26 protein-coding genes are annotated in these 24,943 nt (G+C 64.7%); 10 read left to right on the top strand and 16 right to left on the bottom strand.

What is annotated here, in order from left to right; translation table 11 throughout:
• From V6K60_RS00250 to V6K60_RS00235, 4 genes are all read right to left on the bottom strand, one after another.
• A partial coding sequence (locus tag V6K60_RS00250) for a Lon protease family protein (protein ID WP_332448502.1) occupies window positions 1-1,958 on the bottom strand: 1,958 nt, incomplete at its 3' end.
• A gap of 253 nt (window positions 1,959-2,211) precedes the next feature.
• Window positions 2,212-2,415: a CxxC-x17-CxxC domain-containing protein gene (locus V6K60_RS00245; RefSeq protein ID WP_332448501.1), complete on the bottom strand. Its 204-nt coding sequence runs from the start codon at window positions 2,413-2,415 to the stop codon at window positions 2,212-2,214.
• A gap of 105 nt (window positions 2,416-2,520) precedes the next feature.
• Entirely contained in the window at window positions 2,521-5,106 is a 2,586-nt protein-coding gene (locus tag V6K60_RS00240; protein WP_332448500.1) for a cation-translocating P-type ATPase, read from the bottom strand.
• 173 nt (window positions 5,107-5,279) lie between these two features.
• Window positions 5,280-6,434, bottom strand: a complete 1,155-nt coding sequence (locus V6K60_RS00235) for an RNA-guided endonuclease InsQ/TnpB family protein (protein ID WP_332448499.1) — start codon at window positions 6,432-6,434, stop codon at window positions 5,280-5,282.
• A 191-nt stretch (window positions 6,435-6,625) separates the two neighbouring features.
• On the opposite strand from V6K60_RS00235, the gene V6K60_RS00230 reads away from it, so the two are divergent.
• Entirely contained in the window at window positions 6,626-6,886 is a 261-nt protein-coding gene (locus V6K60_RS00230; protein WP_332448498.1) for a hypothetical protein, read from the top strand.
• Between the two features lie 28 nt (window positions 6,887-6,914).
• Here the strand turns inward: V6K60_RS00230 and V6K60_RS00225 are convergent, their stop codons facing one another.
• A complete protein-coding gene (locus V6K60_RS00225) occupies window positions 6,915-7,769 on the bottom strand; it encodes a 4Fe-4S dicluster domain-containing protein (protein ID WP_332448497.1) in 855 nt (284 codons plus the stop codon).
• 105 nt (window positions 7,770-7,874) lie between these two features.
• On the opposite strand from V6K60_RS00225, the gene V6K60_RS00220 reads away from it, so the two are divergent.
• Both V6K60_RS00220 and V6K60_RS00215 read left to right on the top strand, forming a co-directional pair.
• Window positions 7,875-9,890, top strand: a complete 2,016-nt coding sequence (locus tag V6K60_RS00220; RefSeq protein ID WP_332448496.1) for a DUF2298 domain-containing protein — start codon at window positions 7,875-7,877, stop codon at window positions 9,888-9,890.
• Window positions 9,891-9,957: 67 nt separating this feature from the next.
• Window positions 9,958-10,275, top strand: coding sequence for a cupredoxin domain-containing protein (locus V6K60_RS00215; RefSeq protein ID WP_332448495.1), 318 nt, complete (start codon window positions 9,958-9,960; stop codon window positions 10,273-10,275).
• Here V6K60_RS00215 and V6K60_RS00210 read toward each other — a convergent pair.
• Complete coding sequence (locus V6K60_RS00210; protein WP_332448494.1) at window positions 10,268-11,164, bottom strand: UbiA family prenyltransferase; 897 nt, start codon at window positions 11,162-11,164, stop codon at window positions 10,268-10,270. The genes V6K60_RS00215 and V6K60_RS00210 overlap by 8 nt on opposite strands.
• Before the next feature lie 109 nt (window positions 11,165-11,273).
• On the opposite strand from V6K60_RS00210, the gene V6K60_RS00205 reads away from it, so the two are divergent.
• The 6 genes from V6K60_RS00205 (at window position 11,274) to V6K60_RS00180 (ending at window position 16,044) form a co-directional block, all read left to right on the top strand.
• Window positions 11,274-11,735: a DUF7282 domain-containing protein gene (locus tag V6K60_RS00205; protein ID WP_332448493.1), complete on the top strand. Its 462-nt coding sequence runs from the start codon at window positions 11,274-11,276 to the stop codon at window positions 11,733-11,735.
• Window positions 11,736-11,891: 156 nt separating this feature from the next.
• Window positions 11,892-12,167, top strand: coding sequence for a DUF1294 domain-containing protein (locus V6K60_RS00200; RefSeq protein ID WP_332448492.1), 276 nt, complete (start codon window positions 11,892-11,894; stop codon window positions 12,165-12,167).
• Between the two features lie 45 nt (window positions 12,168-12,212).
• The gene (locus V6K60_RS00195; RefSeq protein ID WP_332448491.1) at window positions 12,213-12,830 is read left to right on the top strand and encodes a hypothetical protein; all 618 of its coding nucleotides are present in this window, start codon (window positions 12,213-12,215) and stop codon (window positions 12,828-12,830) included.
• A 43-nt stretch (window positions 12,831-12,873) separates the two neighbouring features.
• Window positions 12,874-13,809, top strand: coding sequence for a prenyltransferase (locus V6K60_RS00190; RefSeq protein ID WP_332448490.1), 936 nt, complete (start codon window positions 12,874-12,876; stop codon window positions 13,807-13,809).
• A gap of 86 nt (window positions 13,810-13,895) precedes the next feature.
• Window positions 13,896-15,065 (top strand): hypothetical protein, encoded by a 1,170-nt coding sequence (locus V6K60_RS00185; RefSeq protein ID WP_332448489.1) that lies wholly within the window; start codon window positions 13,896-13,898, stop codon window positions 15,063-15,065.
• 10 nt (window positions 15,066-15,075) lie between these two features.
• A complete protein-coding gene (locus V6K60_RS00180; RefSeq protein WP_332448503.1) occupies window positions 15,076-16,044 on the top strand; it encodes a DUF1616 domain-containing protein in 969 nt (322 codons plus the stop codon).
• Here the strand turns inward: V6K60_RS00180 and V6K60_RS00175 are convergent.
• From V6K60_RS00175 to V6K60_RS00145, 7 genes are read right to left on the bottom strand one after another with little or no spacing between them, the layout of a single operon-like run.
• Window positions 15,992-16,783 carry a hypothetical protein gene (locus V6K60_RS00175; RefSeq protein ID WP_332448488.1) on the bottom strand — a complete coding sequence of 264 codons (792 nt, stop codon included), beginning with the start codon at window positions 16,781-16,783 and terminating at the stop codon, window positions 15,992-15,994. The two genes, V6K60_RS00180 and V6K60_RS00175, sit on opposite strands and share 53 nt — an antisense overlap.
• Window positions 16,780-17,067 carry a hypothetical protein gene (locus tag V6K60_RS00170; protein WP_332448486.1) on the bottom strand — a complete coding sequence of 96 codons (288 nt, stop codon included), beginning with the start codon at window positions 17,065-17,067 and terminating at the stop codon, window positions 16,780-16,782. The genes V6K60_RS00175 and V6K60_RS00170 overlap by 4 nt, the downstream gene beginning before the upstream one ends.
• Window positions 17,067-18,311 carry a DUF58 domain-containing protein gene (locus V6K60_RS00165; RefSeq protein WP_332448485.1) on the bottom strand — a complete coding sequence of 415 codons (1,245 nt, stop codon included), beginning with the start codon at window positions 18,309-18,311 and terminating at the stop codon, window positions 17,067-17,069. The genes V6K60_RS00170 and V6K60_RS00165 overlap by 1 nt, the downstream gene beginning before the upstream one ends.
• A 2-nt stretch (window positions 18,312-18,313) precedes the next feature.
• Entirely contained in the window at window positions 18,314-19,285 is a 972-nt protein-coding gene (locus V6K60_RS00160; protein ID WP_332448484.1) for an AAA family ATPase, read from the bottom strand.
• Window positions 19,278-20,063, bottom strand: a complete 786-nt coding sequence (locus tag V6K60_RS00155) for a DUF4350 domain-containing protein (protein WP_332448483.1) — start codon at window positions 20,061-20,063, stop codon at window positions 19,278-19,280. Before V6K60_RS00155 ends, V6K60_RS00160 begins: the two co-directional genes overlap by 8 nt.
• The gene (locus V6K60_RS00150) at window positions 20,056-21,636 is read right to left on the bottom strand and encodes a carboxypeptidase-like regulatory domain-containing protein (RefSeq protein WP_332448482.1); all 1,581 of its coding nucleotides are present in this window, start codon (window positions 21,634-21,636) and stop codon (window positions 20,056-20,058) included. Before V6K60_RS00150 ends, V6K60_RS00155 begins: the two co-directional genes overlap by 8 nt.
• A complete protein-coding gene (locus tag V6K60_RS00145) occupies window positions 21,633-21,899 on the bottom strand; it encodes a hypothetical protein (RefSeq protein WP_332448481.1) in 267 nt (88 codons plus the stop codon). Before V6K60_RS00145 ends, V6K60_RS00150 begins: the two co-directional genes overlap by 4 nt.
• Window positions 21,900-22,132: 233 nt before the next feature.
• Here V6K60_RS00145 and V6K60_RS12810 point away from each other — a divergent pair, with 233 nt between their 5' ends.
• Window positions 22,133-22,465: a zinc ribbon domain-containing protein gene (locus V6K60_RS12810; RefSeq protein ID WP_442919538.1), complete on the top strand. Its 333-nt coding sequence runs from the start codon at window positions 22,133-22,135 to the stop codon at window positions 22,463-22,465.
• On the opposite strand, the gene V6K60_RS00140 is transcribed toward V6K60_RS12810, so the two are convergent.
• The 3 genes from V6K60_RS00140 to V6K60_RS00130 form a co-directional block, all read right to left on the bottom strand.
• A complete protein-coding gene (locus V6K60_RS00140) occupies window positions 22,422-23,201 on the bottom strand; it encodes a mechanosensitive ion channel family protein (protein WP_332448480.1) in 780 nt (259 codons plus the stop codon). The genes V6K60_RS12810 and V6K60_RS00140 overlap by 44 nt on opposite strands.
• A gap of 304 nt (window positions 23,202-23,505) precedes the next feature.
• Entirely contained in the window at window positions 23,506-24,198 is a 693-nt protein-coding gene (locus V6K60_RS00135) for a lactate utilization protein (RefSeq protein ID WP_332448479.1), read from the bottom strand.
• 122 nt (window positions 24,199-24,320) lie between these two features.
• Window positions 24,321-24,902 (bottom strand): methylated-DNA--[protein]-cysteine S-methyltransferase, encoded by a 582-nt coding sequence (locus V6K60_RS00130; RefSeq protein ID WP_332448478.1) that lies wholly within the window; start codon window positions 24,900-24,902, stop codon window positions 24,321-24,323.
• Between the last annotated feature and the right edge of the window lie 41 nt (window positions 24,903-24,943).

The raw sequence follows: 24,943 nt of genomic DNA, 5'->3' as shown, positions 1-24,943 counted from the left end.
ATCCCCTCGTAACTCTGCTCGAAGACGAGCCGGGCCGAGAGGGAGAGGGGCTTGTCGCGCGCGTAGTTGTTGTTGAGGTAGCCGCTCACGATCAGGACGCCCTTCGTGTGGATCGGCCCGCCGAGTGCCGCCTCCCGCTCGATATCCATGATCCCCTCCCGGCCGACCCCGATGCTCGCGGTCACCTTCGACGGCCGGCCGAAGGCGAAGTCGCCGAGCCCGATGACCGAGAGGCCGTTCACCTGCCCGACCTTCTCCCCCTCGGTATCGATGAGGAAGATCCCGCGCCGGATGTACTCCTCGACCTTCTGCTGGATCAGGTTCGAGCGGTAGACCTTCTCGTCGATCGCCTTCATGATATGCCGCCGCTCGATCTGCTCCGCGCCGTCTCCCGCGGCGTAGAAGTTCGCCTCCCGGATCAGGTCCGCGACGATGGCGAACTGGGTCGAGAGTTTCTGCTTGTCCGCGGCGAGACGCGAACCGTGTTCGATCACCCGGGCGATCGCCCCCCGCTCCAGGTGCCGGAGTTTCTCCTCCCGGACAAGGTTGCACATGAAGTCGGCGTACTTCCCGGCATTCTCGTCGTTTCTATCCATCACGGTGTCGAAGTCGGCCTTGACCTTGAAGAGCTCCTTGAAGTCGGGATCCATCTGGTAGAGGAGGTGGTAGAGCATCGGGGTCCCGATGAGGGTCACCTTGATGTCGAGGGGGATGGGCTCGGGCTTGATCGTCTTTGCCGCGATGAACCCCATCCGTTCTCCCGGTTCCTCGATGACGGCTTCTCCCGTCTTCAAGGCCGTCTTGAGCCCGTCCCAGGAGAAGGGGATCCGGAGGAGGTCTTCGACGCTGAGGACGAGGTAGCCGCCGTTCGCCTTATGGAGCGAGCCCGGCCGGATCATCGTGAAGTCGGTCGTGAAGATCCCGAACTGGACCTCCTTCTCGATCTTCCCGAGGAGGTTCTGGAAGGAGGGGTTCTGCTCGACGATCACCGGGGCGCCTTTGGCACCGGCGTTGTCGACGACGACGTTCACGTCGTACTTCCGGAACGGCAGTTCCCGGATGAAGGCCTGGAACTGGGGCGGGGCCCCCGGCTGTTCGGGGACCCCGAGGAAGGCCTGGAGGTTCTCGAGGATGTCGTTCTGGACGGCGTCGATGTATTCGGGGACCTCCGGGACGTCGGCATACTGCTCCTTGAGTTCGGCAACGAGGTTGCCTATCGCGTAGAAGGCGATATCGTGGTTTAAGGTCGTCACCGCCTCGTTCCCCTGCCGCTCGATATCCTGCACCTGCCGGAGCATGCTCCGGAGTTCGGCGTTCAGGGCGTCCCGGCGCCGCTGGACCTCTGTGCGCACCTCTTCGGGGAGGGTGATGAACTGCTCTTCGGGGACCGGCTGGCCGTTGATGACCGGGATGGTCAGGAGGCCGATGGGGCTCATCTGGATGATGAACCCGGCTTCCTGGGCGCGGTGGTTGATCCGGGCGATCAGGTCGGTCCTCGTCTTCTGGAGCGACTGAAGGGTCTCGTCCCGACGTTTGGCGTACTCTTCGCTCTCGAACGCCCGGGGAAGCGCCCGGCGGGCCTCGTCGACGAACCGTTTCATCTCCTCTTTGAACCGGGTCCCCCTGCCTGCCGGGAGGGCGATGGCGTTGGGTTCGTACTGGTCCTTGAAGTTGTGGACGTAGACCCAGTCGCTCGCCCGGGGCTTGGCCTTCGCGAGTTCGTCGAGGAAACTCCGGACGGCGGTCATCCGCCCGGTACCCTGGGCACCCGCGGTGTAGACGTTGAACCCGGGCTCCCGGATCTCGAGGCCGAACCGCAGTGCCCTGAGCGCCCGTTCCTGGCCGATGATCTCTTCTAACGGCCGCATCTCCCCGGTGCTGGCGCACTCTACATTTCCCGGTTCGTAGACGTTCCGGTACTCTCCGATATCCAAAGGCTGAACCATCACTCTCACCATGTTCCTGGTCGCAGGTACACCGCAGGAGAGTTCTTCGCCTTAAAAAAGGTTCCTCGGCGCGGAACGGGGTGGCGAGACGGGCGGTTTTGACCCTTTTTGGGCGTATGTGCGGTATATTTGTCTGCGGCCCATCATCTGTATTGAACCGCTCTGCTCGGGATGGGTGTTGCCGGATCTCCGGCAATGGTCTCGTGACACTCTTCAGCCAAGAGACCCACTAACGAATTTTCGCGAAAAAGAAGGATGTATTGGTTTAGAACCGGGGTTTTCTGTGCTTCGGGAGGCAGTCCCGGCAGTAGACGGGTCTACCTTCGGTCGGCTTGAAGGGGACTTCGCACTCTTTCCCACAGTCTGAACAAACGGTCTTCGTCATTTCACGGGGGCCGCCGAAGCTCCTCGAAGGACCACCGAAATTTCTGTTGCCTCTGTCTCTGTTATAATCCATTGGATTGCTCATGCAGATAAGAACACTGCACGTAGAGATAGGGGTGTATACTATATAAGGTAATTCTCACGTCGGGAAGGTGTCCCGTGCCGCGGGCTGAACCACAAAACACAGCAGTTATCCGATAGTCCGGCGGCCCGCAGAGTGCGCCCGTTTCGTCCACGCTTTATAAATTTCGAACCACAGGACACTGAAAACTCCTGCCCCGAACGAAAGCCCGATATCGGCAGGATCAAGCGGACTGAAGTGGAAGAGGTCCAACAGCGCCGGTACGGTGAGCACCAGGGTTAAGAAGAGGAGCGCTCCACCCAGAACCAGCCAGAAAGCCCGATTTGGTCTCCTTATTGTGGTGAGGAAGGTTTCGGACCAGGAACGGTTCGTCAGGATCAGGCTGAGGTTTGCGATCACGATGGAGGAGAACGCCAGGGTCCGGGCCTCCGATTCACCGATGTTTCGCATGAGGGCGCCGAAGTAAACCAGAACAACGATAGCCAACACCACGGCCCCCTGGAGAGCGCTCACCGCCACCATCTTCCGGGTGAGCAACCCTTCTTTCGCGTTCCGTGGCGCCCTTTTCATGACATCGGCCTCTTCAGGTTCAGACTCGAAGACCACTGAGCATGCCGGGTCGATGATAAGTTCCAGAAACACGATATGAACGGGCAGAAGAACGAGCGGCCATCCGAAGAGCACCGGGAGAAGTGACATACCCGCGATGGGGATGTGAATGGAGAAGATGTAGGCAATGGCTTTTTTCAGGTTGTCGAAGATCCGCCGGCCCATGCGGATTGCCGCAACAATGGACGTAAAGTTGTCGTCGAGCAGGACGAGGGATGATGCCTCTCGCGCCACATCAGTGCCCCGTTCGCCCATCGCAATCCCGATATCTGCTGCCTTCAATGCGGGGGCATCGTTCACACCGTCCCCCGTCATCGCGACGGTCTCGCCGCGGGCTTTGAGGGCCTTGACGATTCTCAGTTTCTGTTCCGGCACAACGCGTGCAAAGATATTGACGCTGGCGATGCGCCGGCTGAGTTCTTCGTCGCTCATCGCCTCAAGTTCGGGGCCGGTGATATACTCCTCCACCCTGGTCAGACCGATCTGGTCGGCAATCTTCTGCGCGGTAAGCGGGTAGTCGCCGGTGATCATGATCACGCGGACCCCGGCCAGATAACACTCCCGGAGCGCTTCCGGGACCTTTTGCCTGACCGGATCGGCAAACCCCACGAGACCCAGAAATGTGAAGGAAAACGCATGCTGGATGTCGGGAAGGGTGGCCGGGGGCAGCGTTGCACGGGCAACGCCGAGCACGCGGAGCCCGCCCGCTGCCATCGTATTGACGTTCCCCTGTAGTTCCTCCTTTTCCCGGTCATTGAGGTGGCACAGGTCGGCGATCGCTTCCGGCGCCCCTTTTGCAGCGACGACGTACCCGCCCCCCTCCCGCGACCGCCAGACGTTCGACATCGCCAGCAGTTCCTGCGAGAGGGGGTACTCCTGCAGGAAGTCCCAGTCTTCGTGGACGTGCTCGGTCTGGGCGAGGTCTTCGGTGAGCTGCCTGAGCGCTTTTTCCATCGGGTCAAAGGGGTCCCGTTTGCAGGCAAGGATGCCGAACTCGACCAATTCGTGGCAAAATTCGGGCATGACCGTCTTTCCAGTCCGGTCATACTCACATTCCCGGCCATGCGCGAAGAGTTTCCTGACGGTCATCCTGTTCTGCGTCAGGGTCCCGGTCTTGTCGACGCAGAGTACCGTCGCCGAGCCCAGAGTTTCAATGGCCGGGGCCTGCCGGGTGAGCACATTGCGGCCCGCGATCCTCCAGGCGCCCAGGGCAAGAAAGATGGTCAGGACGACGGGCAGTTCCTCGGGAAGGATCGCCATCGCGAGCGTGATGCCGGCAAGGAATCCCCCGGTCCAGTTAAACCGCGTCAGTCCGTAGACGACGACGATGACCGCGACGAGGCCGAGGCCGAGGAGGGCGATATCCCGGACGAGGCGGTCGATCTCACCTTTTAATCTCGTCTTACTCCGCTCGACCGAGGTTAAAACCGTCCCGATCTTCCCCATCTCGGTCCTGGGACCGGTCGACCTGACCTCGGCCAGCCCCTGGCCCTGCACCACGAGCGTGCCCGAATAGACCATCGGCTGGTCTTCGCCGCCGGGCCGCCCTAGCGTCATCCCATCGTGCCATGGTACCTTGCGGGCAGGCACCGATTCGCCGGTGAGCAGGGATTCATCGACCAGGAGGTTGTTCGCGCTGATGAGCACGGCGTCTGCCGGGACACGGTCACCCTCGGATACTACCAGTATGTCGCGTGACACGACCTCCCGACCGGGGATGCGTTTTTGCTCCCCCTCTCTGATTACGAGGGCACGTGGACTCGAAAGGTCTCTGAGTGCCTCGAGCGCCCGTTCGGTCTTCTGCTCCTGATACACAGTGATGCCGATGACCACGAAGACGAAACTCAGGAGCATCAGGGCTTCCCGGATATCTCCCAGGGCAACGTAGATGAGGCCGCCCGCGACGAGGAGGATGAACATGGGTTCGCGTATGACTCCCAGTAGTATCTCCGGGAGACCCCGTTTGTCTGAGGGAGGGAGCTCATTGTAGCCTTCTTCCCTGAGCTTTGAAACTACTTGTTCGGTCGAGAGGCCTGACAATGAACCGGGGTCAACGTCCGACGTAGCCCCCGCGGGTGACGGCATTCCAGTGTGCGGGTAACCTCCTAATATAATATTCTTTTTTATCGGCCGAAAACACTAATATCTGGGGCTGTTTCCGATTTGGGCTCTATGCGTGAGATATTGGGGCCGAGATCGAAGCGGCCCTGGAGGGGGCCATCACCCCCTGCCGCTCTGTATCTTGACACTCTCCACAGCTAAAGCCGGGAGATTCTTGCTTCGTTGATCGGGACTTGCACCGCCAGGCTTGGCGGTGTAGCGGTTCCGGTCTCCACAAGCGTAGATTCGGGTGTGCCCCACCCTACGGATGCTCGTTTCAGGATATTTCGTGCGGCGTTCAGATCCCGGGGGACCGTGTAGCCGCAGATCGGACAGGCATGGGTTCGCTGCCAGAGGTCTTTCTTCTCCCGGTGCCCGCAGAGGAAACAGTCCTGCGTCGTATAGGCCGGATCGATCAGATGCACATACTTACCAGCATTCGCAGCTTTGTAGCGTATGAACTCTCTTGCTTTGTACCACGCGGCATCGAGAATAGGCCTGGATCTGCCGCGGAGTTTTGCATCCAGCGATTCGACCATCGGTTTGATGTTCAGGTGTTCCAGAGCGATAAGATCATAGCGGTCAACATAGTACCGGCTCCACTTGTGCAGGAAGTCATTGCGGCGGTTCTCGACCTGCTCATGGATCCGGGCAACCCGGACCCGCTGCTTCCGGCGGTTCCAGCTCCCGTCCACGGCCCGGGAGAGTTTTCTCTGGGCCCGGCGGAGCCTTTTTGCGGCCTTCCTGACGTTGTGTGGGTGCGGGAAGACCGTGCCCTCGGTGTCGGTGGAGAAGTTCTCCAGGTTCAGGTCGATCCCGACCGCCCGGGTGCCGGTCGTCGGCTCTGGGGTGTTGGGAGTCTCTGAGACCACGGCCACGAACCACTTGTGGGCAGGGGTGTGCTTGATCACGATCTGCTTGATTCGGCCCGGTACCGGGCGGCTGAGCTCGATCCGCATCTCTCCGATCTTGCTCAGCCAGAGGCGGTTGCCTGTGAGCCGAAACCCGGTCTGCTCGTAGATCATCGAATGAACCCACTTCTTCCGCAACTTGCCGACCTTCCTCCCTTTTTCCTTCAGCTTTCTGAGCGCACGGAGGTTGTGGACGATCTGCTGGACGACGTTCTGCAGCACCTTGCTGTGGACCTCCCTCAACTCGGGATACTCGGCTTTCAACTTCGGGAGGCAGGAGTCCTGATACACTTTGTTCTCAAGACACCAGTTCCGGACAAAGGCGCACCTCGCAAAGCCAGTGAACAGCCGCCCCTCTACCTTCTGCGAGGGGTAGAACCGGTACCGGGTGACGTGCCTCATGGCGGGCTCTACAGGCGTATTGGACTCCCTCGGGACATAAAGAATAGCCGCGCGGGGCGAAAGTGAACGGACCAAGGGATGCAATTCATCCCCACGGCTCAAGCCGGGGGCTTTCTTGCACCCCTTGAACCCCGGATCTGTAAGGACTCCCCAAGGTTTATGGGCCTGAAGGCGATTCTCCGGACTGGTGAATGATGATGGACACCCTCAGACTGAAATACCGGGTCGAGGTCCCCGGCGACGACGGCAGCATCGAGCGTTACGGCCCTTTTAACGAGCAGAAGGCACGGGAATTCTTCGAGGTCGAGGAGAGTTTGGACGGGACTGCCCGGATCGTGCGATTGGAGGGAGATATCCATCAAAAGTGGGAAGTTATCACCGAGTGTGGGGACTGGGACGACTACGAACGAGGCCTTCGTGAAAGAAAGAAAGTGGGGTTACAACCGCAATGACGGGTATTCCCCCGGATATCGAACTGCCTCAACTTCGCGGCCTCATCCCCACGGCTGCAAAGACCTTCTCCGCCCCCACCCGCTCCATCATCTCGCCGAGCCGCTCGCCCGGCAGTGCGTTCTCCTTGAAGTAATCGAGCAACTTCGTGACGGTGTCAAGGATCTCTTCTTCAGCGACCAGCCCCTCTGCCTCGGTGCCGACCCGTATGACCCGGCCCGATCTCCCGCCGAGGTAGAGGCGCAGTCCCTCCGAAGCGACACCGACCGCATCTTTTGGACAGATTGCGATACAGTCGCCGCAGCCGACGCAGGCCTCCCCTGAAAAGCGGACCTCATCGTCGACGACCCGGATCGCTCCCTCCCGGCAGACCTTCTCGCACGCCCCGCAGCCTTCGCACTCGTCGGCATAAAACTCGGGGAACCTCCCCCCCATGATCCCGATATCGTTGAGCTGGACCCTCGCGCAGTTGTTCGGGCACCCCGCAATGGAGATCTTCAGTTTCCTCGGCAGTTCGCACCCGCCGTACCGCTCCTCGATCGCCCGTGCGAGTCCCTGTGTGTCGCAGCACCCGTGCCTGCAGACCGTACCTTTGCAGGCGACGACGGACCGGAGGGTGGCTCCGGTGCTGCCGGTCTCTATCCCCGCTTCCTGGAGCCTCTCCGCGACCGCACCGGCGTCCCGCCGGTCGATGCCGGGGATCTCCACATTGAGCCGGGTTGTCATGGCGACCTCTCCGCTCCCGAACTCCTCTGCAATCCGGACTATCGCCGCCATCTGCGATGTGGTCATCACGCCTGCCGGAATCTTCCCCCGCACGGCGACTTTCCCCCTCTCCCGGAGAGGAATGGCTCCTTGCTTCCTGCTCTTCTTCCCATCGGTCATGTGGTTCCGGCCTTAGGGTACGGTCGGAGTCTGTGTTAAACTATCTGCACCCGGCCACGGGTGGAAGAGCAAAAACCGCATATACCCACTCCTTCACTACTGGGTGTGGACTGCCTCCTGCAGGCATCGCATGTCCTGCTCTGGGCCGGGCTCCTGAAGGGGCTCCAGCTGGCGCTCTGGCCTCGCCTCCGTCCGGCACTCGGGGATTACGCCTACCCCACGGCATACCCGGCCTCCCTCCTCCTCTTTGCTCTTGCGACATGGTACTGCGGCCTGCTCCGCATCCCCGTCGCCCTCGCCCTCCTCCTCTTTGTCGGCCTTGCAGCCTACAGCGTCCGGCGGGGCGAGTACCGGACCCGGGAACTCCGGGCTCTTCTGGTCTGGGACGCAGTCTTCCTCGTCGGGTTCCTCTTCGCGCTCTCCGTCAGGTTCACGAATCCGGTCATCGGCTACTTCAGCGAACAGTACATGAACCATGCCTTCCTTGCAAGCGTCATCCGCGAGCCCGTCGTGCCGCCGCTCGATCCCTGGTTTGCAGGCGGACACCTTACCGTCTACTACTACCTCGGTCACTGGCTGATGGGCTGCCTTGCGATCGTCACCGGCACACCCTCCGAGGTTGCTTTCAACCTCATCCCGGCCACGGTCTATGGGGCGGCGTTTGTGACGCTCTATGCCCTTGGCAACCTCTTTCTCCGGCGGTGGAAGTGGATAGCGCTCGCGGTCCTTCTCCTTGTCCCGCCGTCGATCCTCTGGTTCCTCGCCACGGGCGGGGATCTCTATTCGACCTTCCAGGATACCAACTGGATCATCCCCGGGGCCAGGTTCGAGTTCCCGGTCTTCTCCCTCTTCCTCGGGAACGCCCATGCGTTCGAGATGGCCGCGTTCAACCAGTTTCTCCTCATCTTCCTCCTCGGGTTTGCGTGGTTGCGGTGGCACGGGCTCGATGCCCGGGGACGGTGGGGGCTTGTCCTCCTCATCGGCCTCTCCATCGGCTCGATGCCCCCCTTGAGCTCCTGGGACGCTCTCGTCTACGGCCCGGCCGTCGTCATTCTCCTCCTCACCCTTCTGGCCCGGGAGCGAGACCGCTCCACCCTCGTGGCCGTCATCGCGGTCCCGGCGGTTGCTTTCCTCATCTACCTTCCCTACTACCTGCAGCTCGAGCCCGCGGGCATCAGCGGGCTCGGCATGGGGTTTCCCCCCACCGCCCCCCTCGCGTTTCTCGCGATCTGGGGCGGGTTCCTCGGTATCACTTACGCGGCCATCGCCCGGGATATTCGGAGATCGCCGGTTTACCTCGCCGTTGCCATCCCGTTCTTCGCCACCGGTTACATCGCCCTCGGGGTCGTCGCCGTCCCGCTTGCCTACCTCCTCCTCCGGAGGGGTCGCTCATTTCCCGACCTCCTCTGCATCGCCGGGCTTCTGGTGCTCGCCTTCTGCGACTTGTTCTACCTCAAGGAGATGCTCGGGGGGGACCACAGCCGGTTCAACACCATCTTCAAGTTCTACTTCGACGCCTGGATCCTTCTCGGCACCGGCTCCCTGCTCCTTGCCGGGCAGTGGCTTGCAGGACGGCGCCCGGTGCTCCCGGACGCGGCGCGGAAGGGTGCTGCCGTCATCGCGGCCGCGGCGCTGATCGCTGCCCCGTTCGCCCTCAACATCGATATCGGCCGCGGCCTCCTCGGGATCGATTACCCTCCCGCGGGGTATCATACCCTCGACGGGCTCGCCTACCTTGAGGCCACGCGGCCCGGAGAGGCCGCGGCGATCGACTACCTCCGGGCGCTCGGCGGCGACCACCGGATTGTGGAGGCGGAGAACGGGGACTACGGCTACTATTCAAGGATCTCCTCTTTCACCGGCATCCCCACGATCCTCGGGCAGATCAGCCACGAATTGACCTGGCGGGGGAACGGGGCGTGGTATGCCGAGCGTCCGGCTGATATCCGGGCGATCTACAAGGACCCGGACAAGACCCTTGCGCTGATGCAGAAGTACAACGCGACCTTCCTCTATGTCGGTGCCCCGGAGCGCGAGCGTTATGATGTCAGGCTGCCGGACCGGGGCCTCATGCTGATCTACGATAGAGATGGTGTCCGGATCTACGAGCGCGCGGCGTAACCTTTATGGTCCCTGCCCGACAGGCTGGGCGCATGACACAAACAACCGCAGTCATGGGGGTGCGGGCGTGACCCCGGAGGTGGCCCGCGCCGCGGAGAAGGTGACCGTGGCGGTAACGGCTGAGGGTTTCTCCTTCAGCACGGAGACGATCACGGTCCCGGCCGGCGCAGAAGTGACCATAACCTTCGAGAACCGGGATGACGGCACTCCGCACAACGTCTCGGTCTACACGGATGCTTCGGCGAGCGAAGCGCTCTTCATCGGTGAGATCGTCATGGGGCCTGCAACGATCACCTACACCTTCACGGCGCCAGAGACCCCGGGGAACTACTTCTTCCGGTGCGACGTCCACCCTTCGATGCACGGGGCCTTCATCGTCACGTGAGCACGGCGGCCGCGATGATCGCCGCCGCGTAGACGATCACGGTCGCGTGGACGAGCGGGAGCGCCCGCATCGCCGCGGCCGGACTCTTCTCCCTGAGGATGAGGGCGTTTGCCGCCCCGAGGAGGACGAGCCCTGCGGCAAACCCGGCGAGGGCGACCGGGCCGAGGGTGAGGCCGAAGACGAGCGCCATCACGGCATGGACGGCCGAGAAGCCGAGGGTCCAGGCGATCGCGCCCTGCATCCCATAAAGAACCGGAATCGTCGCCATCCCCCGGGCGCGGTCGTTCTCGATGTCGGCGATGTCGTTTACCGCGAGGTGCGCAAGCGTCCAGGGATAGAAGAAGAGGAAGAAGAGGAGGGCGGTCGCATCAGGGTTCCCGTACACCAGATAGCCGGCGACCGGGAAGAGGGCGAAGTCCGTCCGCCCGACCATCTGGGCGATGGGGAGGGTCTGGCTCCGCTTCTTCGTCTGGTAGAAGTACTCGACCAGGTAGGAGTAGCCCATGATCCCGAGGACGTAGAGGTTGTGCGGCGAAGGAAGGGTTGCCGCGAGCGCGGCCGCGATCCCGGCGAAGGCGAGGAAGACCGCGAAGGCTGCCCGGGCAGATATCCGGCCCTCTGCTATCGGTCGCCCTGAGATCGGCCGCCAGTAGCGGGTGAGCGCGCCGTTGACATCTCTTCTGTCATAGTCCCGGTCGACGTAGTCGTTCAGGACCAGGCCCGCCTCGAACCCGAAGAGCCCGATCAGCGCCGCCCGACCGACGAGTTCCCACGCAAAGCCGCCGTAGTTCTGAAACGCGAGCGCGAGCCCGGAACAGAAGAGGAGGGGCCAGACGAAGAAGAAGTGGGCGCGGGTCAGGTCCGCGAGCGCGGCGAGGGTCTCTCTCATGGTGATGGTGACGGTTATGTATTCTGCTTAAAAAAGGTGCGGTCTCCACCCGAACCCTTTATGTATCCCCGGGGCACCTCCCCCCTCCCCCACGGGGGAGGTCAATGGCATGAAGAACTACTGGCTGATCATTGCGGCGATCTTCGCGGCCTGCTGTGTCGGTCCCGCCTCCGCCCAGACCGCTACCGAGGCGAATGCCTCGATCACGGTGGCGGACCAGGAGGTCGTGGGCGACGGGGTCGTCGGGAACATAACGGTCGAGAAGGTCGTGAGCGACGGCCCCGGATGGGTCGCCATCCATAACAACCTCTTCGGGCATCCCGGCGGTGTCATCGGGTATGCGCCGGTAAAGGATGGGGAGAACGCGAATGTCACGGTCACGATCCACACGTTCGTCGCCCTCGATACCCTGTTTGCGGTTCTGCATCACGATTACGGGAGGGAGGGCGTCTTTGAGTACCCGGTCCCCGACGTCGAGCAGAAGGTGGGCGACAAGATCGTGATCGTGCCCTTCAACGTCACGGTGGAGAACGCCACCCTGATGAACCTGACCGAGCTCTGCCCGCGGTGAGGGGACCGGTCCCCTGCCGCCTTTTTCTGGGTATCGCGTTCCCAAACGGCAGCCTCTTCTGATCCGGGAGAGAACGGGTATAGCGTGAAGAACCTCGATAGAACAGGTGCGCCCGGACCCCGGGACATGTGTGTCCCCGGGAGGGAGGGATAGGGTATGTCCCTCCTGCCGGCCGCGATCGCGGCCTACATACTCGTCAACGCCGTCGCATTCCTCGCGTACTACCGCGACAAGCGGCTGGCGGAGAAGGCGGCCTGGAGGACGCCGGAGAGCCGGCTCCTCGCTCTTGCGCTCATCGGGCCGTTCGGGGCGTTTGCTGCGATGCAGGCCTTCCGGCACAAGACGCAGAAGCCGAAGTTCCGGCTCGTCCCCCTCTTCGTCTGCCTGCACCTCGCCATCGCCGCCGCGTTCGTCCTGGAGCTGATACCTTGACCCCTATGGAAAGGTAAATACCTCTCCTTACCTCACCCTCTTCCTATGGCATACGAGTACGGGACGCCCTCCCGCCCGCTCGAGGTGGCCCTCACGGCGCTCCGGGAGGGGCTGATGCACGCCTACCGGGCCGAGCACCTCCCCACCCACCGGCGGTCGCCCCGGAGGGCGCGGCGGCTCCGGCGGATACGGGGATGGCACCGGAAGGTCGGCCGCCTCCTCGCACAGGCCGACCGGATGGTGCACGAGACCCTTCCCCGGATCGAGCGGGATACCGGCTACACCTTCGGCGCCCCGGACGGCCTCATCCGGGTCCTCATGGACCGCTCCACGGCCCGGCTCTTTACCGGGATCCTTGCCGGGTTTTCGGAGGAGGCGCTCCCGGTCCCGGCACGGGACCTCGCCCTCCTCGGGAGCGCCTCCGACGATGCCCGGGTCCTCGCCCTGATCGGTGAGGTCACCCTGGAGGTGAAAGGCCTCCCCGCCGGAGCGGACCTCGCCTCCCTCTCCGACCGGTGGGACCTCTCCCGGATCGCGCTCTCCTGCCGCGGCGATCTTACCGCCCGGGAGAAAGAGACCCTCGCCCTTGCGGTCCTCGGGCTCATCTACGTCGGGGGAGGGACCGATGCCCTCCGGGGCGCGGTGCCCGCCTCCGGCCGGTAGCGTCCAAAGGTATACATACCGGACCGGCCTCGAAGCCCTCACCATGGATACCCATGCCGTCGCCGAGTTCATCAGGCTCGGGCGGTTTCCCTTCCTCCTCTCGGGGTTCATCCCGTTCGCCGCCGGGGCGCTCCTCGCGTTCCTCCTCGGGGCATGGTTCACCCCGGGCGAGTTCCTCCTCGGCTACGCGGCGATGGCGGCGGCGCACCTCTCGGTCCACTACAGCAACGACTACTTCGATGCCGATGCGGACCGGTTCGTCGAGACGACGGCGATCTCCGGGGGGAGCGGTGTTCTCGCCGCCCACCCGTCCCTCAAACCTGCCGCGCTCGCTGCGGCCGTCGTCCTGATGGCGGTCTCGATCCTGATCGGCACCGTCTTCGTCACCGTCTACGACTACCCGGCTGTCTTCCTCGCCTTCGGCATAGCGGGGAACCTGCTCGGCTGGTTCTACACCGCACCGCCGGTCGCACTCGCCTACCGCAACCTCGGCGAGGTCACGAACATGATCACCTTCGGCCTCCTGATGCCGGGCGCGGGCTACTTCGTCGCGGCGGGGACGCTTGACCTCTCGTTCTTCGCGTTCGCTCTCCCGCTCTTCCTCTACGGCCTCGTCTTCATCGTGAGCGTCGAGATCCCGGATATGGAGGGCGACATCGCCGGGGGGAAACGGACCCTCGTTGTGCGGCGGGGGAGGATCTTCGCGTTTCGCCTCATCGCCCTCGCGGCGGCGCTTGCGACCGCGGCGCTCGCCTTCTTTGCCCTCACCGGGATCTTCTCTCCGGTGGACTTCTTTCCGGTGGCGCTGATCTCGCTTGTCCCACTTCTGCTCGCTCTCCGGGGGTTCCTGCACCGGTCCCCGGACCGGGCATCCGCCCTCCCTCACGCCGTCGCGAACGTCCAGGGCTACTTCGCCTTCCAGGGGCTCCTCGTCCTCTACTTCCTAGCAGCGGCCGCTGGATTCCTTTATGGCCCGTAATACGGCCGATTCCGGCATCCCTCATCAACGTTTTTATTTCTGGAGAATCATGTACAACCTATTCAAGAGATAAGGAGATTTTATTCGTGAAGAGACTGGGTGGATTCCTGCTCCTGCTGGTTCTGTTGATCCCGGCCGCGACCGCGGCGACGATCACGATCAGCCCCGATGCGATCGAGTCCGGTGATACGGTCACCGTGACCGTGAACGACCTTCCCGACAACGCTACCTTCTCGCTCGGCATCCGCGGCGAGTTCGCCGCGACCCCGGGCGAGACCTTCGCCTTCTCGGCCCGGGACCTCACGCTCCCGTTCGCCCTCAACAACGGTGAGGTGAACGCCTACACGAGGGGAACGAACCTGACCGAACTTGCGGCCGAGCTCCCGGACGGGGGCTCCGTCATCATGCGCAAATACGCCGATGCGAACAACGAGGTCCGGATCGCTCAATCCCAGAACATCGGGAGCGGGACCATCAGCCTCGTCACCCTCAGCGGGACGGCCGCGGCCGAGAGGATCATCGCCGACATGACGGTGATGGGCACGAAGCAGGGGCCGGAGGACGGGACGATCTCCTTTGCGATCGAGGGTGTCGCGCAGGGAACTGCGACGGTGACCGTCTATGTCGATGGGGCAGAGGCCCTCTCCCGGCAGATCACAATCGGGGGAGGAATCCCGACCCCGACCCCGACCGTCACCGCCACCCAGGGCAGCAGCGGCGGCAATGGGGGTAACGGTGGCTCCTCCGGCGGCAGCACCACCCCGACCCCGACCGCCGGTCCCGCGACGGTGACCTCGGCCGACGGGAAAGCCTCTCTAACCGGAGCCGATATCGCGGGCGCCGGGCTCCAGGCCCTCCTCCCGCAGGGGAACGCCTCCGCAGGCTGGTCCCTCTCCGGGAACGCCTACGCCGTGACCCCCGCGAACCGGGCGTTCAACCCCGCCGCGACCCTCGCGCTCCGCCTCCCGTCGGCCGAGACGACGGCGACCATCGCACGCTATGAGAACGGCGCCTGGACCCCGGTCCCCTCGAAGGTCGAGGGCGACCGGATCTCGACCCCGGTCTCCCGGGTGGGCACCTACGCCCTCCTGGTCCCCGCAGAAGCGCCTACCCTGGCGGCGACGGTGACCACCACAACCGTTGCAACCACCGCGACCACCCCTGCGGCGACGACCCCGACAGCCGCGCCGATGGCCCCCCTCCTCACCATCGCCGCTCTCGCAATCTTAATGCTTGGTTGGAGAGGAAGAGTCTGACGACCAGCTCATGAAGACTGAGGACCACCAACCCCTGATCGTCGGGGCCGCCGGGGACGTCCCCGGCGACCTCGTCGCGGTCGCCGCCGTCACGGCCGCGACTTTGCTCTGCGTCTACGTCCCGGTATTGAACGAGAGTTTCCTCCGGATCCTCTTTGGGGTGGCGATGGTCCTCTTCATCCCGGGCTACGCCCTGATCGCCGCGCTCTTCCCATCGAAGGGGGACCTCGACGGGATCGAACGGGTCGCTCTCTCCTTCGGGCTCTCGATCGCCGTCGTCCCCCTCATCGGGCTTGCGCTGAACTACACCCCCTGGGGGATCCGGCTCGACCCGATCCTGGCCTCGCTCACCCTCTTCACCCTTGCGATGACCGCCATCGCCTGGTACCGGCGCCTCCTCCTCCCGGCCGACGACCGCTTTGCGGTCCCGGCCCGGGAGATGCTCCATGCCGCCCGGCTGGAGCTCTTCGACCCCGACGCCTCCCGGCTCGACCGCGGCCTCTCCGGGGTCCTCGTCATCGCGATCGTCGCAGCGCTCCTGACGACCGCCTACGTCATCGCGGTGCCAAAAGACGGGGAGCACTTCACGGAGTTCTACATCCTCGGTCCCGGGGGGAAGGCCGCGGACTACCCGACCGACTTTCCGGCCGGGACGGCGCAGTCGCTGATCGTCGGGGTCGGGAACCATGAGTACCGGGAGATCCCCTACACGGTCGAGGTCCTCGCCCTCAACCAGACCTTTGATACCACGACGAATACGTCGACCATCCACGCGGTCGAACAACTCGACCGTTTCGTGGTGACGGTCCCTCACAACGGGACAGAAGAGATGGCCTGGAACTTCACGGTCCCGTCGCCCGACTACAACCGGATCGAGTTCCTGCTCTTCAACGAGACGGTGCCGGAGGCCACGGGCGCGGATCGGATCAACGCGAGTTACCGGGACCTGCATCTCTGGGTGCAGGTCCGGCCGGCCTGAGGATAACCTTCAGGGTCTCTCTTTTTTCATCGACGTCAACGTGCTCGATCCTCGTCGGGGTCCTGGTCCCGAGCGCCGCGATTGCGGCGAGGAGGCTGCAGACCGGGCAGCCGACCATGGTGCAGCACTTCGGGGAGGCCGCCCGGACCGCCCGGCAGCCGGGGATGAGCCGGTAGCCGGTAAGGGTGACGACGATGTTCTCGCCGTCTCTCCTGGCCTCCGTCTTCCCGGCGACCTCGATGAGATCGTCGCAGACCTCCACGATGCAGGCGAGGAGGGCCTCGTCCTCTTCGGGAACCTCGAGGGCGTGCTTCTCGCGGAGATGCGTGAGAAGCGGGGCGCAGGTGGGCGCGATCCTGACGGCGGCTGCGCCTTCGGTGGTGATGTAGGAGTAGTCGTCGCCGGTGATCGCCGGAAGGGTCTCCCCGACCGGGATGATCTGGGTGACGGTTCCGTCGGCCGGCACGAACCAGGCGTCGCCCTGGACCCCGAGGTCCGCGCAGAGGGTGGCGATACCGATCGTCCCCTGGGCGGGGAGGAGGGCGGCGACCTCCGGGTCGAGGGGCTCGCCCTTGTGGAGGGCGAGGAGGAAGACCCCGGCGATGAAGCAGCCCGTCCCCGCGAGGACAAGGGTTGCGGTGGTGATGTCCCCCCGGCCGGTCACGGCCGCGAGGACGAGGAGGCCTGCCGCGGCGAGGATGAGGAGGAAGGCTCCCCGGTAGGGGCTGTTCGCGGTCATGACTCACCTGCCGCCCGGCGGGCGAGCCGGTAGTCGTAGGCGGTGAGGGCAGCATAGCCGCAGACGAGGGCGGCCGCGAGGACGAGGAGGGCGACGGTGCCGGAGATGGAGAGGACTGCGGCGAAGAGGATCGCTCCCGCCCCAAAGACCGGGTAGCCCCGCCGGTCCCCGAGGTAAGCGGCGAGGACGATCACCTGGAGGATGAGCGCCACCGCGAGGTTCGCCGCAGCGACGACGAGAACCTCGCCCAGAGAGAGGAGGAGGAACTTTCGGTCGAACTCCATCAGAGCACCTCCACGGCATCGACCCCGGGCAGGGTCCCGGAACCGGCGGGGGCCTTCAGGACGACCCGCATCCCCCGGACCTTCGCCTGGTGGACGATCTGGACGAGGTGGCTCCTGTCTCCCGCCGGGAGGAGGGAGTAGATCCGGACCTCCCCTGCATCCGCCTGGCCGAGCGCCGCCCGGACCGCCGCCGCGAATTGGACGGGGCTCTGTTTTGCAAAGACGGAGATGACGGAGGCAAACCTCGCAAGGTAGGTCTTCTCCTCCGGGCCGGCCCCCCGTCCGTTCGTCCGTCCCCGTCCCGCGAGGACGGCGGGTCCCGGCGCCCGGTAGAGGGGGGTCCGGGGTTCGAGCGGCGAGAGGCCCCCGAGGGCCGCGAGAGCCTCCCGGATATCCTCTGTCCGGGGGAGGAACCGGACGACGTCACCGCCGGCGACGACCAGGAGGGAACAGCCGTCACGGGAGTTGATCGCCCCCTCGACGGCGCCCGAGATGGCCATCGAGAACCGGGCAAAGGCTGCCGGGTCCCCGGTCCGGGCCGGGAGGTCGACGACGATGAGGGGCGACCCGCCCTCAAGCCCGGCCGGCTGCCGGACGTAGTAGGCGTCGCGCCGGGCTGAGACCTTCCAGTCGATCCGGCCGGGGTCGTCGCCCGTCTGGTAGGGCCGGAACCCGCGGATCCCCTGTCCGCCGAGCGCGGTCCGCCGGTCCACCTCGGCGTCGCCAGCGCCGGACCCCGTTCCCCTCCCGTCCTCGGTCGTCCCCGCGGGGAAGACCCGGAGGTGCGGGAGATCAGAGCGGCGGCAGGCGAGTTCACGAGAGAAGAAGGCGTCGCTTGCCGAGAGGACGGCGCCGCCGAACGCCGTCTCCCCCGGGGCCATCAGCCGGACGGTGTAGGTCGCGGTCTTCCCGGGTGGGGAGAGCGGGGCGTCGCCGACCGCAACCGCCGGCGGGAGGTCGCGGACCTGGACTTTGAGACCGGGCGGGACGACGAGGTCGGCCCGGACCCGGACGGTCGCGGCCGTCCCCTGCCGGAGGATCGTCCGGTCGACCTCGCGGGTCACCACGAGGGAGGCGGCGGCAACCACGAGGTCGCGCTCGAACCGCCACCCCCGCCAGAGGAGGAAGAGGGCAAGGGTCCCGGCGGCGAGGGCCGCGGCAGGGTTTGCAACCAGGAAGGCGACGGCGGCGAGGGCGAGGGCGAGCGCGGCAACACCGCCGCTCGTCCGGGTCGGCCGGATCATCCCTAGGACACCCCGACGCTCTCGACGATCTCGTCGATGACCGCCTCCGGGGTGACCCCGGTGATCGCCGCCTCCCGGGTGAGGAGGATGCGGTGCCGCAGCACCGGGACGGCCAGTGCCCGGACGTCGTCAGGGATGACGTAGGCCCGGCCGTTCAGGGCCGCCCGCGCTCTTGATCCGCGGAGGAAGGCGATCGAGGCACGGGAACTCGCGCCGAGCCGGATGTCACCGTGTTTCCGGGTGGCAAGGACCAGGTCGCGGATGTAGGTCATGACCGTCTCGTCGACCCGGACCCTCCGGGCGGCCGCGGCCATGGCCCCAACCCGCTCGGGACTGAGAATGGGGATGAGCCGGTCGCGGTAGATCCAGGCGTCCAGTTCCCCGGCACGCTCCCGCCGGAGGACCTCGAGCTCGTTCTCCGCGTCGAGATGGTCGAGGGTGGTGCTGAACATGAACCGGTCGCACTGGGCCTCAAGGAGCGGGAAGGTCCCTTCGGCCTCCTGGGGGTTCTGGGTGGCGATGACGAAGTAGGGGTCGGGGAGGGGGTGGGTCGTCCCGTCGATCGTCGTCTGCCGCTCGCTCATCGCCTCTAAGAGTGCGCTCTGGGTCTTCGGCGTCAAGCGGTTCATCTCATCGATCATCAGGAAGTTCGTGAAGATCGGTCCCCTCTGGAGGATGAACTCGCTCCTGTTCCGGTCGTAGATCCGGACCCCGATGATGTCGGCGGGCTGGAGGTCCACGGCCCCCTGGACCCGCTTGAAGTCGTAGCCGATGAGGCGGGCGACGATCTTGCAGGCGGTGGTCTTTGCGGTCCCCGGAACTCCCTCGATGAGGAGGTGGCCGCCGCTGATCATGGTGATGAAGATCCCCTCGATGAGGTGGAGGTTCCCGACGACCACCTGCTGGGCGGTCATCCGGATCTCTTCGTAAGCGTCTGTGATCTCCTTGATATCTCTGGACTGGTCGTCAATCATCTCTCTTCCTCCCGAAGTGCCAGGCCACCGGCAGGATGGCCAGGGCGGCCAGGGCGGCCGTAGCGAGCGGCGTCTCCTGTATCCATACGCGTGTGTTGATGATCGGGTTAGCGGTGCCGGTCCCGCTGTGGGGGTCGATCCGGACCGACCCGAGGTTCTCGATGAAGACCGGGTTCTCGGCGAGCATTGCGTTGACGAAGAGGCTCGGGTCGCCGAGGACGATGAGGTTCCCCTCCCGGGCGCAGACGACATGCCGCGAGAAGGTCTCGTCGCCGCTGACCCGGCCGTCGCCGTCGGCGTCGTCCCAGGTGAGGACCGAGGTCTCGAGGAGGCCCTCGCCCCCCTCGATCGCCGCGGGGCGGTTCGCGAGGACGGTCTCGATCCCGGCAAAGAGGGTCTCGTTCCCGACGGCGTAACACCTGAAGAGCCCGGGGTCGGTGTGGCCGCGGTCGAGGCTCGAGAGGTTCCCGGGCCGGACCCGTATCGTGCTCCCGAGGTCGGCGAGGAGGGGGTTCGCGCCTCCTTCCTCGTCGGCGACGAGGACCCGGCCGCCGTCGTCAAGGAATGCCCGCAGGGCGCCGACTTCCCCCGGGGTGAAGGGCCGGTCCGGCGCGAGGATGAGGAGGGTCGCCCCGGGGTCCTCGCTCTCGGCGAGCGCCGAGGTGCCGTTCCAGCCGACGTTGTAGCGGCTGAACTCCTCGGTGGTGGTGGTGGTGTGGGCGTAGGCTGCGCCGCCCGCGATGAGGAGGAGGAGGAGGACCCCCCAGGCCTCACGCATCCGGCTCGCCTCCGAGGGCAACCCTCTCCATGCTCGTGAGTTCCTCCTCCGTCGGGGTCTCGCCGGCATACCGGATCCGCTCATAGCGCTCGAAGAACCCGGCATATTCGGGGGCGAGGAGGGCGCAGTCCCGCGGGGTCTTCGTCTCGGGGAGACCGAGCCGGGCACGGAGGGCGCGGAAGAGGACGGTCGCCGCCTCCCGCGGGGGGAGGCCCACGACAGTCACCTGTGGCTCGGTCTCGATGACCTCCGGCTCCCCGGGGGGTTCTCCGGCCGCGGGAAGGCTCTCCTCCGGGGTGCGCCGCCGGAGGTACCACCCGGTCCCGGCCGCCGCCGCGATCGCCGCGATGAACGGGAGGGGGGAGAGGTCCTCGCCCCGGACGGTCGCTGTCGCCGTCTCGCTCTCGGAGGCGTTCAGGGGATAGCCCGCAGCGTGGAACTCCGCCTGGAGGGTGTGCTCTCCGGCCGGGAGGACGATCACTCTTTCGTAGGTGCCGTTCTCATCGGTCTCTCCCGCGACGAGAGTCCCGTCATCGACCCGGATCAGGACCGGTGCGCCCGTGACCGGGAGGCCTTCGGCCGTCGTGAGGTTTCCGGTGCAGGCGACGGCGGTCCGGTTCACCTCCGCGAGGGCGAGGGTGATGCTGGTGTTCCCGGGGAGGACCTCGAAGGTCGCGACCTCCGAGTAGACCGAACCGGCGACGGCGTAGGCAAGGTGCGGCCCGGCGAGGACCCGGCCGACCCGGTAGGGGTGGGTGTAGGTGCCGTTCGCGTCGAGGGCGACGGTTGCTGCCGCCCTGCTGTCGACGTAGACCTCGATGGGGGCGCCCGGGACCCCGCCCGCGTAGCGGCCGGCGATCGTGAGGAGCTCGCCGTAACGCCCCGTATCCGGGGCGATCGTTATGGTGAGCGGGGATCGCGGGGCGGTGGTGCCGCCGGTCCGCCAGCCGTCTGCGGCATCGGCGACCTCTGCGAAGTCCTCGACGCTCTCGCGGTAGGGGGTGGTGTTTGCGCCGTAGCGCTCCGCGATCCGGGTCGTCGCGGTCTCTCGCTTCGCATAGGAGGAGAAGCCCTCCTGCATCTTCTGTCGGAGGGCCTCGCCCTCGTAGGCGATAGCCATGCGCTCGCCCTCGTCGCCCTCGACCTCGATCTCGAGCCGCTTTAAGTCCTCGAACCGCCGGGTGTCGTTCAAGAGCGTGGCGAGGGCGTCCTGGTTCTGCCGATTGTTCCGCTGGAACTCGCCGATGTCGGTCCCGGAGACATCGAGGGTGACGACGAGCCTATCAAACTGCCGGGAGAGGTCGGTGTAGCGGGCGAGGTCGCGCTCGGCACTCTCGTAGTCTTTGAGCTTGATCGTGAGGGCGAGGGTCCCGGTCTCCCCCAGGAGGTCGTCCATCAGGGGGACGAGCGCCGCGGCGTTCCCCGGCGAACGCTCTTTGACCGTCGCGGGGTCGGCGTGGGCGGCGGTCGATACGTTCGTTGCCGCATAGAGGACCGGCTCCGCTGCCTGGGCTCCGAGGAGGAGGAGGACGAGGACGGCTGCCGCCGCGAGGACGATCTGCGAGGCTTTCATGCGGCAAGGATCTCCAGGATCTTTTCGACGACGATGTAGGCAAAGAGGGCGACTCCGGCAGCGATGAGGTAGCCGATATACCGCATGTAGCGCGGCCGCGAGAAGGCCCCATCGATCAGGACGGCAACGACGAGGAGCCCGATCAGGGCGAGGACGAAGAAGACCTCAAGGTCGAGCGTCCGGTTCAGGATCATGAAGAAGGCAACGATGATGAGCCAGACCGCGAGCACGGCTGCCGCATAGTACTTCTTCGCACCCGCCATCCTGATTATTTTTTGGCTCTACGAGAGATAATGCTATTGAAATTGTGGTATTCCTGTTCCGGGCGGGTGGGGGGAATCGGGGGTTCTGATAGGGTGCTAATTTTGATCTGAAGGTTTCACCCGGTTTATCCACGTTACGTTTTGTCTACGTTAGAGAGGGCTTCCCCCGTCTACGTTAAGCCTGGCTTATTTAGCGGGGGCTGTGGCGTGCAGGTTAACCGGGCTTCACCGTCGTGATCCGGGAGGGCCGCACCCGGATATCCCTGATATACCAGTGCAAGGATACGAGATCGGCAACGTCGACGGGGCATACACGAGCCAGCAGTGCCTGTGGGTTCGTCCACCCCGGCAACCGCCAGACCCAGGAAGCGTTTCGCTACCCCACCTGCGGGCATACGGAGAACGCTGATCTGAATGCATCTAGAAACATTGCTGTCAGGGCCGCCGTCAACCGGCCTGGTGCGGTCTGCTCCCCCACACACGGAGGAGAGGTGGAATCGCAAGCCTGTAAAGAGCATGGTACTACCTACGGTAGCATGCCCCCGACGCGAGGAGGGGGTAGTTGACTGCATCCTGTCCAGGTGGACGTCCACCTTCGGGAAGGGAACCTCGATGCCGGCCTCCCTGAACACCCTGACGACGTCGCGGTTCAGGTCCCACTGCACGCCCCACATATCGGGACGTCTTCGTCCACGCCCGGAGGGCGAGGTTCACCGAAGAGTCGGCGAGTTCGGTGACGACGACCGCTGGTTTCGGCGATGGAAGCACCCCTTCGTGGGCCGTCATCAGGTCGGTCGCGACCCGTATGGCGGGGTCGCTGTCATAGGGGACCCTGGCCTCGACCCGGCGGGTCTCCATCCTGGTGGAGTTGATCACCGGGCTCCCCCAGACAAGGGAGTTCGGGATGGTGATGTAGGTGTTGTCGGCTCGCACGAGTTCCGTCGCCATGATGCCGACCGAGACGACCGTCCCGGATATGCCGTTGACTTCGACAAACTCATCCTTATCGATAGGGCGGAACGCCGCCAGCCAGACCCCGGCAGCGAGGTTGGTGACGGTGTCCTGCAGGCCGAAACCGAGGATGAGCCCGATCACCGCCGAGAGCCCGAGCACCACGGAGGAGATGTCGAACACGATCGTCGCGGTGGCGATGAGGGCGAGGATCACATAGAGCAGGATCGAGAAGAACCGGACAAGGAACTCGACGACCAGGCCGGGCAGTTTCGAGGCCCGGGAGAGCATCCGTGTGAAGGCAGCCGTGAGCACCTTCACCACGATCCACCCGATGATCGCGACAATCACAGAGAGAAGAATGCTTTCGAGCGCGATATCGGAGAGCGGAACGTTGATGTTGAGGATTTCTGCGATCTCCGTGCATTAAGATACCACGGGAGTTCAGATATACCGAACCCTCCAGGGAAATGAAAGAAGGAGAGGAAGCGCCGCTACAGCCGTGATCACACCGCTCCTGCATGGCTTGACAGAGGAACGGCAGAGTAGAGGAGAAGGTATACGGTTGACCTGCAAGAGAGGTGAACTACCCCCCGCTTGCGCAGGGGGTCTTCCTGCTCATGCCGCCGGGCCGCACTGAGACAGGCGGCCAGATTCAATACCCGAGCCGTTCCTTGATCAGAACGAGAGATACCCGCCCGTCGGCGTCTTCCTTATCGAGGATCACGTGTTTGCCGATATAGCTCCCGATGCCGTAGACGTGCTGTGACCGCTGGTTCTCGAGCGGCAGGCAGTACTCCCGGCACCGCCGGAGCGCATCGTCGACGGTCGGCACGATCTTGTTCGCCCCCGAGACGAGGATGAGGTGGGCCGCCGCGTGAGGCCAGGCTCCCATCCGGCTCCCGGTCTTGTCGCACCCGATGACCTCGCCCGACTCGGCGATCGCCTGCACCCCGGAGAGGTAGTAATCGGCGGCCACACTCTTGCGGCGAAGCGCGTGCCGCTTCTTCTCATCGTTCTCGGCCGTGATGACCGCGTGGTAGTCGTGCCATCCCTTCCGGTTCTCCTTCATCGCCCGGTCAAACCCCATCTCGGCGAGGGTCGTCGAGGAGCCGAACATGACCTCGGCCCCTTCGGGCAGCAGGTCGACGACAGCCCGGAGCCCCTCCTCCGGCGTACTCGTCAGGATCACGTTGATGTTCCTTGCCCTGATCGCCTCAACGGTCCTGTTGATCGTCGCGTCGTCCGGGATCCGATCCCATCGTTCTACATCAACCCCGGCGTCCTTCGCCAGGTTGACCGCACTGTACTCGGTAACATTCGCCATCTGCTGGGTAATATTTGCCATCTGATCACCCCGTTGGGGGGTGAACGCGATCCCACATATACCTCTCCCTCGATCGACCCTGCAGGAGAGCGACAGTTGGATATAGAAAACCGCTGAGGGGGCCGCAATCCCCGTAACGGCCTTCAGTACCAGACACGGTCCATGAGCACCCGTCCGTCCTCCCGGAACCTGACACCCTCCATCTCGAGCAGCCTCCGTTTCAGAGCGAGCCCACCCTGGAATCCACTCAGGCGTCCGTCCGACCGCAGGGCCCGGTGGCAGGGGATGACGAGGGGAAATGGGTTCCTCGCGAGAGCGTTCCCGACCGCCCGGAAGGCAGACGGCTTTCCGAGGTGCCGGGCGATGCGCCCGTAGGTGCTGACATATCCCCGGGGTATACCGTACTCGGCGAGGAGCACGCGCCGCTGGAAGGGCGGGCACCGGTCAAGGTCGAGGAGACCGATATCGAACCGGACATCCTTCCCCTGGAGGAGCGACCGTATCCCGGCGACCAGCGCCAGGATCTCTCCGTCGCGGGGTTCCTCGACGGGAGGCATGGCCTCGATCATCGCCGCATCAACTCGTGGGTCGCCGGGGAGGAGTATCCTCCGCACCCTCGGTCCCGAGCGAGAGCAGACCCAGATGAGGCGGACCTGACCGGACGCCGTCGCGATCCCGGTGACCACCGGGATCGCATCAGGCAGGTTGTCGAGCGATCGATCCATGATCTGAGTGGACGATCCCCCGGTATCTAATTTTTGGGAGG

The sequence above is a fragment of the Methanoculleus sp. genome (assembly GCF_036677455.1).
GTDB lineage: Archaea > Halobacteriota > Methanomicrobia > Methanomicrobiales > Methanoculleaceae > Methanoculleus.
The sequence above is the reverse complement of the archived record's forward strand: the minus strand, read 5'-3'. Positions and strand labels throughout refer to the sequence as shown.

Excerpts from the sequence above, each read along its gene's own strand:
- V6K60_RS00180 (WP_332448503.1), top strand. The coding sequence starts at position 15,076 with ATGAAGACTGAGGACCACCAACCCCTGATCGTCGGGGCCGCCGGGGAC.
- V6K60_RS00195 (WP_332448491.1), top strand. The coding sequence starts at position 12,213 with ATGGCATACGAGTACGGGACGCCCTCCCGCCCGCTCGAGGTGGCCCTC.
- V6K60_RS00190 (WP_332448490.1), top strand. The coding sequence starts at position 12,874 with ATGGATACCCATGCCGTCGCCGAGTTCATCAGGCTCGGGCGGTTTCCC.
- V6K60_RS00235 (WP_332448499.1), bottom strand. The coding sequence starts at position 6,434 with ATGAGGCACGTCACCCGGTACCGGTTCTACCCCTCGCAGAAGGTAGAG.
- V6K60_RS00245 (WP_332448501.1), bottom strand. The coding sequence starts at position 2,415 with ATGAGCAATCCAATGGATTATAACAGAGACAGAGGCAACAGAAATTTC.
- V6K60_RS00240 (WP_332448500.1), bottom strand. The coding sequence starts at position 5,106 with ATGCCGTCACCCGCGGGGGCTACGTCGGACGTTGACCCCGGTTCATTG.
- V6K60_RS00210 (WP_332448494.1), bottom strand. The coding sequence starts at position 11,164 with ATGAGAGAGACCCTCGCCGCGCTCGCGGACCTGACCCGCGCCCACTTC.
- V6K60_RS00150 (WP_332448482.1), bottom strand. The coding sequence starts at position 21,636 with ATGAAAGCCTCGCAGATCGTCCTCGCGGCGGCAGCCGTCCTCGTCCTC.
- V6K60_RS00135 (WP_332448479.1), bottom strand. The coding sequence starts at position 24,198 with ATGGCAAATATTACCCAGCAGATGGCGAATGTTACCGAGTACAGTGCG.
- V6K60_RS00200 (WP_332448492.1), top strand. The coding sequence starts at position 11,892 with ATGTCCCTCCTGCCGGCCGCGATCGCGGCCTACATACTCGTCAACGCC.
- V6K60_RS00155 (WP_332448483.1), bottom strand. The coding sequence starts at position 20,063 with ATGCGTGAGGCCTGGGGGGTCCTCCTCCTCCTCCTCATCGCGGGCGGC.
- V6K60_RS00160 (WP_332448484.1), bottom strand. The coding sequence starts at position 19,285 with ATGATTGACGACCAGTCCAGAGATATCAAGGAGATCACAGACGCTTAC.
- V6K60_RS00230 (WP_332448498.1), top strand. The coding sequence starts at position 6,626 with ATGATGATGGACACCCTCAGACTGAAATACCGGGTCGAGGTCCCCGGC.
- V6K60_RS00165 (WP_332448485.1), bottom strand. The coding sequence starts at position 18,311 with ATGATCCGGCCGACCCGGACGAGCGGCGGTGTTGCCGCGCTCGCCCTC.
- V6K60_RS00175 (WP_332448488.1), bottom strand. The coding sequence starts at position 16,783 with ATGACCGCGAACAGCCCCTACCGGGGAGCCTTCCTCCTCATCCTCGCC.
- V6K60_RS00205 (WP_332448493.1), top strand. The coding sequence starts at position 11,274 with ATGAAGAACTACTGGCTGATCATTGCGGCGATCTTCGCGGCCTGCTGT.
- V6K60_RS00225 (WP_332448497.1), bottom strand. The coding sequence starts at position 7,769 with ATGACCGATGGGAAGAAGAGCAGGAAGCAAGGAGCCATTCCTCTCCGG.
- V6K60_RS00145 (WP_332448481.1), bottom strand. The coding sequence starts at position 21,899 with ATGGCGGGTGCGAAGAAGTACTATGCGGCAGCCGTGCTCGCGGTCTGG.
- V6K60_RS00170 (WP_332448486.1), bottom strand. The coding sequence starts at position 17,067 with ATGGAGTTCGACCGAAAGTTCCTCCTCCTCTCTCTGGGCGAGGTTCTC.
- V6K60_RS00130 (WP_332448478.1), bottom strand. The coding sequence starts at position 24,902 with ATGGATCGATCGCTCGACAACCTGCCTGATGCGATCCCGGTGGTCACC.